7 protein-coding genes are annotated in these 13,657 nt (G+C 74.4%); 2 read left to right on the top strand and 5 right to left on the bottom strand.

Annotated elements, in window-relative coordinates; genetic code table 11:
- Nucleotides 1–20 precede the first annotated feature (20 nt).
- A complete protein-coding gene (locus ACWDGI_RS15910; RefSeq protein WP_450759348.1) occupies nucleotides 21–1,340 on the top strand; it encodes an alpha/beta hydrolase in 1,320 nt (439 codons plus the stop codon).
- 500 nt (nucleotides 1,341–1,840) lie between these two features.
- Here ACWDGI_RS15910 and ACWDGI_RS15915 read toward each other — a convergent pair whose 3' ends face one another.
- The gene (locus tag ACWDGI_RS15915; protein ID WP_450759350.1) at nucleotides 1,841–4,012 is read right to left on the bottom strand and encodes a prolyl oligopeptidase family serine peptidase; all 2,172 of its coding nucleotides are present in this window, start codon (nucleotides 4,010–4,012) and stop codon (nucleotides 1,841–1,843) included.
- Nucleotides 4,013–4,418: 406 nt separating this feature from the next.
- Nucleotides 4,419–5,456: a rod shape-determining protein gene (locus ACWDGI_RS15920; RefSeq protein ID WP_450759352.1), complete on the bottom strand. Its 1,038-nt coding sequence runs from the start codon at nucleotides 5,454–5,456 to the stop codon at nucleotides 4,419–4,421.
- Between the two features lie 455 nt (nucleotides 5,457–5,911).
- Between ACWDGI_RS15920 and ACWDGI_RS15925 the strand changes: the two genes are divergently transcribed.
- Nucleotides 5,912–9,595: a S8 family serine peptidase gene (locus ACWDGI_RS15925; protein WP_450759354.1), complete on the top strand. Its 3,684-nt coding sequence runs from the start codon at nucleotides 5,912–5,914 to the stop codon at nucleotides 9,593–9,595.
- 23 nt (nucleotides 9,596–9,618) lie between these two features.
- Here ACWDGI_RS15925 and ACWDGI_RS15930 read toward each other — a convergent pair whose 3' ends face one another.
- The 3 genes from ACWDGI_RS15930 to ACWDGI_RS15940 form a co-directional block, all read right to left on the bottom strand.
- Complete coding sequence (locus tag ACWDGI_RS15930) at nucleotides 9,619–10,980, bottom strand: carboxyl transferase domain-containing protein (protein WP_450759356.1); 1,362 nt, start codon at nucleotides 10,978–10,980, stop codon at nucleotides 9,619–9,621.
- Complete coding sequence (locus ACWDGI_RS15935) at nucleotides 10,973–12,454, bottom strand: acyl-CoA synthetase (protein ID WP_450759358.1); 1,482 nt, start codon at nucleotides 12,452–12,454, stop codon at nucleotides 10,973–10,975. The genes ACWDGI_RS15930 and ACWDGI_RS15935 overlap by 8 nt, the downstream gene beginning before the upstream one ends.
- 99 nt (nucleotides 12,455–12,553) lie before the next feature.
- Entirely contained in the window at nucleotides 12,554–13,633 is a 1,080-nt protein-coding gene (locus ACWDGI_RS15940; protein ID WP_450759360.1) for a MerR family transcriptional regulator, read from the bottom strand.
- Nucleotides 13,634–13,657: the final 24 nt, after the last annotated feature.

Consider the following 13,657-nt stretch of genomic DNA (forward strand, 5'->3'; position numbering starts at 1 on the left):
GAAGTCAGGGACTGAACGACATGGGTTTGACCAGTCGAACGACCGTATACGCGACGGTGGCACTCGCCGCCCTGTGCGTGGCGCTGCTGGTCTGGCTGTGGCCGCGCTTCGCCAGGCCGGGGCTGTGGCAGGTGCTGGGGCGGCTGGCGGCGGTCGGCGTCACCCAGGTGACGATCGTCGCGGCGTTCGCGTGCGCGGTGAACTCGTCGTACCAGTTCTTCGGTTCCTGGGGCGAACTGTTCGGCAACGTCGACACCGCTCCCGTCGGCGTCACACAGGCGGCCGGCGGCACCGGCGACGGCTCGGTGAACGGTATAAGCACTGTCCACGGCGGGCTCGTCCAGCCCGCGGGCGACCAGCAGTTGAACCGGGTCAGCGGGCTGCCGGACGGGCCGGCCGCGGCCGTCGGGCGGGTGGAGTCCGTCAAGATCGTCGGCAGGCGCACCGGCGTGGTCGACCCGGCCTTCGTCTATCTGCCGCCGCAGTACTTCCAGAAGGCGTACCACCGGATGCGGTTCCCGGTGATCGTCGCGCTCAGCGGCTACCCCGGCAGCATCTTCAACCTCGCCCAGCATCTGCGGGTCTCGCAGACCGCCGGGGAGCTGCAGGGCAAGGGCCAGATGCAGCCGACGATCATGGTGATGATCCGGCCCACGATCGCCCCGCCGCGCGACACCGAGTGCGTGGACGTCCCCGGCGGACCGCAGACCGAGACGTTCCTGGCCAAGGACCTGCCGGAGGCGATCAGGTCCGGCTACCGGGCCGGCCACGACGCCGGCTCCTGGGGGGTCATGGGGTACTCCTCGGGCGGCAGTTGCGCCCTCCAGCTCACGATGCGCGACCCGGGTGTCTACACCACGGCCGCAGCCCTGTCCCCGGACTACAAGGTCAAGGACGACCCCACCACCGGCAACCTCTTCGGCAGCGGTCCGGGCCGTCAGGCCCGGGTCGACGGCCACGACCTGATGTGGCGGCTGAAGCACCTGCCCGTCCCCCAGGTCTCGGTCCTGGTCGCCAACAGCAAGCACGGCGAGAAGGGCTACGCGGAGACCGAGGCCTTCATCCGGGCCGTCAGGGCGCCCATGCGGGTGGTCTCGATCCTCCCCGAGACCGGCAGCCACAACTTCCCCACCTGGGTACGGGAGATGCCCGCCGCCCTGAAGTGGATGAACGGTCAGCTGACCTTCCCGCAGGACGTCGTGCCCCGGCACCACGCCAAGCGGGCGACCGAGGCCGGGGGCACAACCCGGCCCACCCCCACCCCCACCCCCGGCCACGGCCACGGCTCGCTCCGAGCGGAGGGCACGGAACCCAGCTCCACCGCCACGGCGCGCCGGTGACGGACGGTCGGGGACGTCAGGAGTGCCCGGGCGGTGCCTGACGGGCCGAACGAGGTGAGGAGAAAGGGAAAGGTGGTTTGCCAACTCGCGGCGTTCATGAGGCTTGGAGGTGCCGGTCGCGGGGCATGGCCCTCCTACCGGACGGCAGGCCCGGTCAGGGCTCGGCAAGAGGAGGGCGTCATGGACGGTCGGATCCGCGTGCGCGTTGTTCGTCGGCCCGCTCCCCGGGGACAGGAAATCGACCGCAGGACGCCTTCCGGGCGGATCCTGCCGTACTAGGCCGTGTATCGATGCGTGAGCAACACACCGTCCGGGCGCAGGCCTTGACCCGGACCGCCGGGGCGCGCGGCCGGACCCGTCGCGCGGCACCGCAGGCGTGCGCGGTATCGGGGGAGTGTGCGGCACCTCGGGCGCGCGCGGTATCGGGGGAGTGTGCGGCACCTCGGGCGTGCGCCGCATCGAGGGCGTGCGCGGCACCTCGGCCACGCACGGAACGAGTGTCAGTCACGGACTGACGATCCGGGATCCCGGCCGGGCACCGCGGTGGGGCGGTCGGCCAGGTGCCGCCGGAGGAACTCCAGTTGGTGCCCCAGCAGCCGGGCGAACGTGTCGTCGGCCGGCGCGGAGTGTGTCATCCCGCTCAGCGGGAGCACCTCGTGCGGCCGCCCGGCGGCCAGCAGAGCGCGGGACAGCTGCAGGGTGTTGGCCACGAAGGCGTTGTCGTCCGCCAGCCCGTGCGCCAGCAGCAGCGGACGGCTGAGCTTCGGAGCGTCGGCAAGCAGCGAGGACTGCTCGTAGTGCTCCGGGTACCGGTCGGGCGGGCCCAGGAAGCGCTCCTTCCAGCAGGCGTCGTAGAGCCGCTGGTCGGTGAGCGGGGCGCCGGCCACCGCGGCATGGAAGACGTCGGGCCGGCGCAGCACCGCGGCGGCGGCCAGCGTCCCGCCGAACGACCAGCCGCGGATACCGACCCGGCCGAGATCCAGCTCCGGGCGGCGCTCGGCCGTCGCGTGCAGCGCGGCCACCTGGTCGTCCAGGGTCGGGCCGATCAGGTCGCCGAAGATCTCCTTCTCCCAGCGGGGCCCGCGTCCGGGCGTACCCGCTCCGTCCGTCACCAGCACCGCGAAGCCCTGTTCGGCGAACCACTGCGAGACGAAGGCGTGACCTGACTGCTCGGCCAGCACCTTCTGCATCGCGGGGCCGCCGTAGGGGTCGACCAGCACCGGCAGCGGGGCATCACCGCTGCGGTGCCAGGACGGCAGGAAGAGGTGCGTGCGCAGTCCGCGCGGCCCGACGGCGGCGGACTCGACGCGTACGTGCAGCAGCGGCCGTTGGGCGTGCGAGGCGATCTCGACGGGCGCGGGGCCGTCCGGCTCCGGTCGCCCGTCCCCGGTCAGCCGGCTCACGGTGGTGTACGAGCCCGGACGGTCCGGCGTGCGCGTCGTGCGCACCAGCGTGCCGCCGCGGTACGCGCCGGTGTGCACGCCCGGCTGCTCGGTCAACCGGCGTACGCCCTCGCCCGGGCGGTACCTCCACAGATGGCGCTCGGTGGGTTCCGCGGTGGCCACGAAAAGCACCGACTCGCCGTCCACCGCGAGCACCTCGTGCAGTTGCAGACCGTCCGGCGTGACCGGTGTGCCGTCGATGCCCAGATGCCGGGTCTCGTCCCGGTCGAGGTAGTCGACCAGCAGACCGGAGGCGGTCCGCGCGGGCACCCCGGGCACCAGCAGCTCCACCCAGCGCTCGTCGTGCCGCTCGGCCAGGAGGCTCGTCGCACCGTCCGCCGGATCGACGGCCAGCACCTGCAGCGTGCGCTGGTCACGGCTGAGGACGGCGGCGAACGGGCCGTGCCCGTCCCAGCCGGCCACCGGCAGGTACTCGAAGCCGGCCCGGTCCCAGCGGACCTCGGTGCGGTGGCCCGCCAGATCGGCGATCCAGAGCGTGACCTCCGCGTTGGCGGTGCCGACCTGCGGATAGCGCATGGTCCGCGGCGGCTTGGCGGGGTCCGCCGGATCGGTGAGGTACCAGAGCCCGACCTCCCGGTTGTCCACCCGGGTGGTCAGCAGCCGCTCCCCGTCCGGTGCCCACCAGTACGCCCGGTGGCGGCCCATCGACTCGCTCGCCACATGCTCCGGCAGGCCGAAGAAGACGTCCGGACCCTCCGCCGGTTCGGGCGCGGCCACCGCCCGGTCGCCGCCGCCGTCGGCGCCGATCACCCGGAGCGCGCCGCGGCAGACGTAGGCGATGTGCCGGCCGTCCGGGGACGGGCGCGGGTCCACCACCGGTTGCCGGGTGGGCAGCCGGCGGACGGCGCCGGAGCCCGTGTCCACCGCCCACAGCTGTCCGGAGAGCGCGAACGCGGCCACCCGGGCGGCCGCGTCGGTGGCGTAGTCGGTGATCCCGGTGGCCGGCTGCCGGGCGCGCTCGCGCCGGACGCGCTCCTCCTCCGGCACCTCGTCGGCCGCGTCGCCGAGCAGTCCGGCGGGGTCGGCCAGCAGCCGCTCCGCACCGGTCGCCGGGTCGAGCGACCACAGGCACCCGACCGGATCGTCCCCGGCCCGGCTCCGGAGGAACAGGACACGGCCCCCGTCCGGCGCCACGGTGAAGCGGGCGGGCGCGCCGAGGGTGAAGCGGCGGGTGCGGGCGAGCTGGCGCAGAAGCGGGGAGGTCACCATGCCCGACAGAGTGTCACCCGTCCCGTGCGGCGGCATGGGAATATCGCGGACGGCCGGGGCGACGGGCGGATGACCGGGACGGCCGGTACGGCGGGCGGATGGCCGGGGCGGCGGGCGGATGGCCGGTACGTCGGGCGGATGGCCGGGGCGGCGGGCGGATGGCCGGTACGTCGGGCGGATGGCCGGTACGTCGGCCGGACGGCCGGGGCAGTGGTCAGATGCCCGGTACGTCGGGCGGATGGCCGGTACGTCGGGCGGACGGCCGGGACGGCGGTCAGATGCCCGGGGCGGCGGGCGGCGGGCGGCGGGCGACGTGCGGACGGCCGGACGGCGGTCAGGTGCCCGGGGGACGGTGGTCGGACGCCCGGTACGACCGGGAAGCCGAAGTCCGGCCCAACGGTCAGGGCTAGGCGGCCAGCGGGTCCAGCACCAGCGGCTCGATGCGGCCCTCGAGCATCGCGCCGATGCCCTGCACGACGCACACGTCCGGCCGTTCCGCGATGTGCACCGGCATACCGGTGGCCTGCCGCAGCAACTGGTCGAAACCGGGGAGCAGCGCCGAGCCGCCGACCATCATGATCCCGCGGTCGGCGAGGTCGGCGACCAGGTCGGGCGGGCAGTCCCGCAGCACCTTGCCGATCACGTCCAGCACCCCCGTGAGCGGCGTCTGGATGGCATCGCGAACGGCGGCGGTGTCGACCTGCACGCTGCGGGCGAGGCCGGTGGCCACGTCCCGCCCGTGGATCTCGGTGGAGGCCGGCCCGTGCGGGGTGAGGCCGTTCCCGGACAGGGCGAGCTGCAGGGGCCGTACCGACTGGCTCGGCAGCATCAGCGCGTGCTCGTGCCGCAGATGCTGCACGATCGCGTGGTCCACGGCCTCGCCGCCGACGGGCAGCCGCTCGGCGCACACGATCGACCCGAGGGAGAGCACCGCGACCTGTGTCGCCGCCGCCCCGCAGACCAGGATCATGGTCGCCTCGGGCCGTTCCACCGGCATCCCGCACCCCACGGCGGCGGCGATCAGCGTGTCGACCAGCTCCACCCGGCGCGCCCCCAGCCCCGCCAGCGTCTCGATGGTCGCCCGCTGGGCCAGCGGGTCGGCGTCGTGCGGGGTGCAGGCGGCCGCGCGCAGCCGGGGCTTGCGGCGCAGGGAACGGCGGATCTTGTCGCCGAGCAGGTGACGCAGCATCCGCTGGGCCATCTCGATGTCGACGACGGTACCGCCGGAGACGGGCCGTACGACCCGGATGTAGTCGGGTGTCCGGCCCGTCATCTTCTCCGCGAACTCGCCGACCGCGATCAGGGCGCCGGTCCGGGTGTTCACGGCGGCCACGGAAGGCTGGTCGACGACCAGGCCCATGCCCTTCACGTACACCCGGGTGCGGGCAGCCCCCAGATCGACGGCGAAATGGCAGCGGCGCAACTGCTCCAGACTGACGGTCACGGCAGATCCTCCCGAGTGCGCGGGCCGTACGGGGTGGTACCGCCGGTCGGCGGCCTGCTTCGCATCCTCCGGGGGATTGGGACGGCGCGCCTTCGGGAGGGGGCCGGGCGGGGCGCGGCTGAATGGGGGGTTTCCCGGCCGCAGGGTGCGGGCGGCTTCGAGGAGGGGACGCGGGCCGGGGCCGCCGCCGGCAGGGAAGAGGGGGAACGCCGGCCCGCCGGGCGTCGCCCGCTCGGCTTCGGCCCGCCCCGGAGCTGGTACGCGGGCGCTGTGCGGGGATCGCGTTCGGCGACCGCCGCCGGACGCCGGACGCCGCACCCACGTCCCGGCTCCGTGGCGGAAACCCGCCCGGGCGCCTTCCCGCCAGCACCGCTCAACTCCCGTGCCACACCGGCACCGTGACACTCTTCCCAGCACTCGACGCACCTGATCGCATCCCTCGAGAAGAGGCGTGGATGAGAAGACGACGAACCATCGGGCGTGGGACGACCCTGCTGTCCGCAGGCCTCGTGATCGGCCTGCTCCCGACAACGGCGACAGCGACAGCGACAGCGGCAGCGACAGCGCCGACGACCACGACGGCGACGGCGACGGCGACGACGACGGCGACGGCAGCGGCGACAGCGCCGGCGGCCGCGACCGCCGCCCGCTCGCCCGCGAGCGACACCACCGTCACCCTGGTCACCGGCGACAAGGTCACCGTCACCGACGTGGGGCAGGGCAAGAAGACGGTCACCGTCCAGCGGCCGCCCGGCGCCACCGGTGCCGTCCGTACCCAGGTGGACGACGGTGACATCACCGTCGTACCCGACGAAGCCCTGCCCTATCTGCGCGAAGGCACCCTGGACCGGCGGCTGTTCGACGTCAGCGGGCTGATCCGGCAGGGGCTCACGGATGCCGGGAGCGATGCCCTGCCGCTGATCGTGACCTACCGCAAGGGGGCCACCGCCGTACGCGGCGCCGAGCGGACCCGGGCGCTGCCCAGTCTGCGCGGGGCCGCCCTGGACGCCGGCCGGGGGCGCACCTTCTGGCGGACCTTCACGGCACGCGGGAGCCTCGGCAAGGTCTGGCTCGACGGCCGGGTCAGGGCGACCATGGCCGACAGCAACGCACAGATCGGCACGGCCGCCGCCTGGGACGCCGGCTACACGGGCAAGGGCGTCACCGTCGCCGTCCTCGACACCGGCGCCGACCTCACCCACCCCGACCTGGCCGGCCGGACCGGCGCCACCCGGAGCTTCATCGACGGGGAGGACATCGCCGACCGCAACGGCCACGGCACCCACACCACCTCCACCGTCGGCGGCAGCGGAGCCGCCTCCGACGGCAAGGAGAAGGGGGTCGCGCCCGGGGCCACCCTCGCCGTCGGCAAGGTGCTCAGCGACCAGGGATCGGGCAGCGAGTCCCAGATCATCGCCGGCATGGAGTGGGCCGCCCGGGACGTGGGCGCCAGGGTGATCTCCATGAGTCTCGGCTCGACCGAGCCCAGCGACGGCACCGACCCGATGGCCCAGGCCGTGAACACCCTGTCCGCCGAGACCGGCGCCCTGTTCGTCGTCGCCGCGGGCAACACCGGAGCCCCCTCCTCCATCGGCTCGCCCGGCGCCGCCGACGCGGCCCTCACCGTCGCCGCGGTGGACGCGGACGACCAGGCGGCCTACTTCACCAGCGCGGGCCCCCGGTACGGCGACAACGCCCTCAAGCCCGACCTCTCCGCCCCCGGCGTCGACATCCTCGCCGCCCGCTCCCGGCTCACCTCCGGCAGCGGCTACTACACGACCATGAGCGGTACGTCGATGGCGACCCCGCACATCGCGGGGGCGGCCGCGCTGCTCGCCGAGGAGCACCCCGACTGGACGGGCGCCCAGCTCAAGGACGCCCTGATGTCCACGTCGAAGCGGCTCGACGCCTCCGCCTACGTGCTGGGCGCCGGGCGGGTCGACGTCGCCGGTGCGGTGGGCGCGCAGGTCACCGCGACCGGCAGCGCCGATCTCGGCTTCCACGCCTGGCCGTACGACGCGGACAAGCCGGTGACCAGGACGCTCACCTACACCAACACCTCAGACCACGACGTGCGGCTGAACCTGACGGCGCAGGGCGCCCCGGACGGCGTCGTGACCCTCGCCGACGACACCCTCACCGTCCCGGCGCACGCCACCGCCACCACCACCGTGACCGGGGACGGCGCCGGCGCCGCGGTCGGCAACACCAGCGGGCAGATCGTGGCTGCCCTCGCCGGGACCGGGACCCCCGTCGCGCACACCGTCTTCGGGCTGGTCAAGGAGGAGGAGCGGTACACCCTCACCGTGCACGTCAAGGACCGGGGCGGCGCCGCCACCGCCGCCGACCTCGTCGTACAGCGGCTGGCCGAGGGAGCCGACGCCGAGCCCGCCCACGTCGGCGACTCCGGCACCCTCAGGCTCCGCCTCGTCCCGGGCACCTACAGCCTCACCTCCTTCCTCGACGTGCACGGCAGTCACGGCGCCGACTCCCTCGGCCTCGGCTTCCTCGCGGCCCCCGGGATCACCCTGGACCGCGACCGCGAAGTCACCCTGGACGGACGGAAGTTGCGGGAGATCAAGGCCGTCACCGAACGGCGCACCGAGACCGACCAGCTGCTCATGGAGTACGACCGGAACGCCGACGGCAGTGACCTGTTCGGCGCGGTCCAGGTGCCGCTCACCTACGACAGCGTCTTCGCCGCGCCGACCGCGAAGGTCACCCGGGGCGCCTTCGAGTACCGGACCGTGTGGCGCCTCGCGAAGCCGCTGCTGGCGGTGAAGGGGATCGGCGAGGCGACCGTGCAGTCCGGCGGGACGCTCGTCGAGGGGCGCACCCGGCTGCCGCTCGTCGACGTCGGTGACGGCCCCTTCGCCGGTGTGACGGGCAAGGCGGTGCTCGCCCGTCTCGACGACGGCGCCGACCCCACCGCCCTCGCCCAGGCCGCGCAGGACGCGGGCGCCAGGGCGCTGTTCGTCACCGATGACACGCCCGGCCGGCTGATGGCCTGGTGGGGCACCGACGACAACGCGGACCGCCCGCTGCAGATAGCCACGGTCGACGCCGCCGACGCGGCCCGGCTGCGGGCGGCCGGCCGGGTGGACATGACCGGTACCCGCAACTCGCCCTACGTGTACGACCTTTCGGAGGGCCACCGGGGTGCGGTACCGGACCGGGACCTGACCTACGCCCCCACCCACCGCCAACTCGCCGCCGTGGAAGTGAAGTTCCACGCCGCGCGGCCGGCCGGCGGCGGTGAGTTCCGGTACTCGATCACCGACGCCTTCCCGGTCGGCCTCGGCTTCCAGCAGCGGATCGACTTCCCGGCCGAGCGCACCGACTACGTCTCCACCGGCCCCGGTCAGCGCTGGCACGAGTCGGTGACCGTCGGCGACGGCACGCTGGAGGAGCGCAGCGGACTGGTGACCTACACCGGCGGATCACGGCCGGCGCTGAACTGGTTCCGCCCGGTGTGGCATCCCTGGCTCGGCACCGGACTCGGCTGGGGCCAGCAACGCGCCGGGAACCAGCTGCAGTTCAACACTCCCGGCTGGGGCGACTCCGGGCCCGACCACACCGGCTTCGGCGACGTGTGGAGCGCGGACAGCGGGATGACCCAGCAGACCTCGGTCTACCAGGACGGCACCCTGGTCGACCGGGGCACCGGTTCCGCGGGTTACGTGTGGGACGCGCCGGCCGACGAGCACACCTACCGGGTGGTCACCGACACCGCCCTGGACGCCGACAGCTGGCCGCTCGCCACCCGGGGCCACGCCGAGTGGACCTTCCGGTCGGCGGCCACCCCCGACGACCACTGGAGCTACCTCCCGCTGATCAACCTCGCCTTCGACGTCGGCACCGACCTCGCGGGGGACGTCAGGGGCGGCCGGCGGGTCCCGGTCGGGATCGGCGCCTCGTACGTGGCCGGAGCGAGCGGCACCGGGACCCTCGGCGGACCGCGCCTCGCGGTGTCGTACGACGACGGCGCCTCCTGGCGAGACGTCCCCCTCACCCGTGCCGGGCGCGGTGTGCTCGCGGTGCCCCGCGACGCCGCGTACGTCTCGCTGCGCGCCTCGGCGAGCGACGACCGGGGCGGCTCGGTCACCCAGGAGATCGTCCGGGCCGTGGGAGTGAGGTGACTCAGGGCCGCGGGTGAGGTGACTCAGGGCCGGGGGTGACCCGTGATGCCCCGGATCACCCCCAGCTCCACCAGGTCCTGCGGCCGGATCCGCAGCTGGCCGGCGGTGGCCTCGACCTCCTGCGGAGGCCGTTTGAGGATCGCCGCCGCCAGCTCCGGGGCGATGACCGAGAAGTAGCTGTCGGGCGTGGCCCAGGTGTGGCCGGGCGCGGCCAGCGCCAGTGCCCCGCCCGAGCCGCCCTCGCCGATGACGAGGGTGGTGATCGGCGTCCGGGCCGCCGCCACCGCGCCGAACAGCTCCGCGATCGCCGTGCCCGCGCCCTGCCGTTCCGCCTCGGCGTCGTTGGCGGCGCCCGGGGTGTCGACGAGGGTCAGCACGGGGATCCCGAGCCGGTCGGCGAGCCGTATCAGGCGGGTGGCGGTCCGGTATCCGGCGGGCCGGGTCGCCGTGCCCGTCTGCGCGGCGAAGGCGACGGTACGGCCGTCCCGCTCGCCGAACCCGCACAGCATTCCGCCCGGATCCGCGCCGCCGCACCGGTCGCCGACGAGGGCGGCCCGGCGCTCCCCGAAGCAGGCGTCCAAGTAGGCCTGGGCGCGCGGCCGTCGCGGAGACCGGGCCCGCTGGACGGCCTGCCATCCGGTGGCGGGCAGGCCGGTGTCACCCAGGGCGTCCGGCGGGTCGGCGGGGGCCGTGGCCGGGTTGGTGAGCAGCCGCAGCCACAGCCCGAGCGCCGCCTTCAGCTCTTCCAGTGGCACCACGGCGTCCGCCGACCCGGCCGCGAGCTGCGCGTGGGCGGTGTACGCCGCCGGGTCCGCGTCCGGCGGCCGGACCCGGGAGCCCGCGAAGCCCACCTGTGCCCCGGGCAGCGCCAGGACGACGTCGGCGCCGGCGCCCAGGGTGGCCCAGCCACCGCCGGTCGTCGGATCGCGCAGGACGGCGATCTGCGGCAGTCCCGCCTCCCGGGTGAGCGCCGACTGCCGTGCCACCCGCTGGAGCTGGGACAGCGCGAGCATGCCCTCCTGCATCCGGCTGCCGCCGGTGGCGACCAGCGGGACCACCGGGAGCCGGTGCCCGCGGGCATGCGCGTACGCCGCCTCCAGCCGGTCCCCGGTCCGCTCGCCCAGTGAGCCGCCGAGGAACCCGAACTCGAACACGATCAGCACGGCCGCCGTGCCCTCGACGCGCGCGGTGCCGACGACGACGGACTCCTCCTCGCCGGTGCGCGCGGCGGCGCGGGCGCGCGAGGCGTCGTACCCCTGCCAGCCGAGGGGCCCGTCGGGCCGGGACTCCCGTGCCGGGTGCGGGAGTTCGGCGAAGGTGCCGGGGTCGGCGACGAGGTCGAGGAACTGCCGGGCGGAGAGCCGGACCGGCCGGCTGTCAGACACCCAGGGCCCGCTTCATGATCTTCCCCATGTCGTTGCGGGGGAGGGCGTCCAGGTAGCGGACGACCCGCGGGCGCTTGTGCGGGGCGAGCCGGCCGGCCACATGGTCCGCCAACTCCCGCTCCCCGGGCGGGGACTGCGGATCCACCGGGACGATCCAGGCGACGATCCGCTCGCCCAGATCCGCGTCCGGCTCCCCGGTGACGGCGGCCTCCCGCACCCCCGGATACTCCAGCAGCGCGTTCTCGATCTCACCCGCCCCGATCTTGTAACCGCCGCTCTTGATCAGGTCGGTGGCCTTGCGGCCGACGATCCGCACGTAGCCGTCCGGCTCGCGCACGGCCATGTCGCCGGTGCGGAACCAGCCGTCGGCGGTGAAGGCGGCGGCGGTGGCGTCGGGCCGGTTGAGGTACTCGGTGAACAGGTTCGCACCGCGTACCTGGATCTCCCCGACGCTCTCCCCGTCGAACGTGGCGAGCGCCGTCCCGTCCTCCTCCACCAGCCGCAGCTCCACACCCGGCAGCGGCACCCCGACGGTCCCCGCCCGGGCCTCCCCGTCCGCGCGCACACTCGTGTTCATCAGGGTCTCCGTCATGCCGTACCGCTCCACGACCCGGCGCCCGGTCGCGGCCGCGATCCGCTCCTGGTCGTGGACGGGCAGCGCGGCCGACCCGGAGACCAGCAGCCGGGCGTGGCCGAGGGCCTTCGCCAGCGCGGGGTCGGCGGGCAGGGCCTCGGCGATCCGGTGGTACATGGTGGGGACGCCGAACAGCATGGTGGCGCCGTCGTTCAGCTCGCGGGTCACGCCTTCGGTGTCGAACCGCCCGAGGTGCCGCACGAAACCACCGCGCCGCAACGGCCCGAGGATCCCCAGCACCAGCCCGTGCACGTGGAACAGCGGCAGACCGTGCACCAGCACGTCGTCCGCGGTCCACTGCCAGGCGTCGGCGAGCGCGTCCAGGGTGGTGGCGAGTGCCCGGCGCGGGAGGACGGCGCCCTTGGGCGGGCCGGTGGTTCCGGAGGTGTAGACGACGAGGGCGGGGTCGGCCTCGGTGGTGCGGTCCTCGGGGACCGGGCCGACGGCCCGCACGTCGACGTCGATACGCGGCAGGCCGGCCACGGCCGCGGGGAGTTCGGTCCCCGGGGCGGCCAGCACGACGGCCGGCGCGCTGTCGGAGAGGATGTGCGCGAGTTCCTTGTCGCCCGACTTGGGGTTGAGCGGTACGGCGGCCCGGCCGGCCAGCAGGGTGCCGACGACGGCGACGGCGGTCTCCAGCTCCGGAGTCGCCCATACGGCGACCCGGTCGGCGTCCCGGACGCGGCCGGCGAGAGCGCCCGCGGCGGCGGCGAGCTGCCCGTACGTCAGCGACCGGGCGCCGAAGCGCAGGGCGATCCTCCCCCGGACGTCGTCCGGGGGGACCCCCATCCCGCTGTGCTCGCCCGGACCGTCCACCAGGGCCGGAAACAGAAGGGACACGCGACGACTCCTCACCGGTCGGAACCTCGACAGACCCTTCCTACACCAGCCACCGCCCTCCGGGGCCGCCCCACCCGCACTCCGCCGACCGACCGCCTCCTATCCGATCGAGACCTGTGGGTGGGTGCGAGGCACGACGTCGGCGACGACCGCGCTCACGTTGTCGTCCCCGCCCGCCGTGTTGGCCGCCTCGACCAGCGCCCGCACCGCGTCCGCCGGGCCGCCCCCGCTCAGCACCTCCCGGATCCGTTCGTCGGAGACCGTCCTGCTCAGCCCGTCCGAGCACAGCAGGTACCGGTCGCCGTCCCGGGCCTCGTGCAGTTTCAGGTCCGGTACCGCCGGCTCGGCCCCCGACAGCGCCCTGGCCAGCAGCATCCGCTGTGGGTGGGTGGCGGCCTCCGCCGGGGTCAGCCGTCCCTCGTCGATCAGCGACTGCACCACACTGTGGTCGTGCGTGATCCGGAACAGTTCCCCGTCCCGCAGCAGGTACGCCCGCGAGTCCCCGATGTGCACCAGGGCCAGCCGGGACCCGGTCCACAGCAGCGCGGTGAGTGTCGTACCGGCATCCGCGTCCCCCGCCGTCACGTCCCGCACGGCCTCGTCCGCCGAACGCACCGCGTCCTCCAGCAGGTTCAGTACGTTCCCCGCCGACAGCTCGGCGTCCTCCAGGACCTTCAGCGCGTCCACGGCGGCGGCACTGGCCCGGGCCCCGGCCGCGCCGCAGCCGTCGGCGACGGCCAGCAGCCGGTGTCCCGCGTACACGGTGTCCTGGTTGGACGGCCGCACATGGCCCCGGTCCGAGTGGGCGGCGTAACGCAACTCCAGCATCTTCGTCGTTTCCCTTCTCGATTCTCCCGACAGGTGGTCGACGAGGAACGCGGCCAGGTCCGCCCGTACGGCGGTCTCCGCCTCGACCCGGGCCCAGTACGCCCGGATCTCCTGAGCGGCCCGGCCGGCCGGCAGCCCGCACACCTCGCGGATCCGTGCCAACGGCATCCCCAGCCGCCGCAGCCAGGCCACCAGCCGGGCGCGTTCGAGCTGTTCGACGGCGTAGTACCGGTAGCCGGTGTCCGGGTCGACCCGGGCGGGCCGCAGCAGATCCAGCTCGTCGTACAGCCGCAGTGCCTTCGGCGACAGCCGGCAGGCCTTCGCGAAGGCGCCGATGGTCAGCCACTTCATGCCGTACCTCGTGTTCCTCGACGT

The sequence above is a fragment of the Streptomyces sp. NPDC001220 genome, from assembly GCF_053597895.1.

Bases quoted from the DNA above. Each gene is read 5' to 3' on its own strand.
- ACWDGI_RS15910 (WP_450759348.1), top strand. From the start codon at position 21: ATGGGTTTGACCAGTCGAACGACCGTATACGCGACGGTGGCACTCGCC.
- ACWDGI_RS15915 (WP_450759350.1), bottom strand. From the start codon at position 4,012: ATGGTGACCTCCCCGCTTCTGCGCCAGCTCGCCCGCACCCGCCGCTTC.
- ACWDGI_RS15925 (WP_450759354.1), top strand. From the start codon at position 5,912: ATGAGAAGACGACGAACCATCGGGCGTGGGACGACCCTGCTGTCCGCA.
- ACWDGI_RS15940 (WP_450759360.1), bottom strand. From the start codon at position 13,633: ATGAAGTGGCTGACCATCGGCGCCTTCGCGAAGGCCTGCCGGCTGTCG.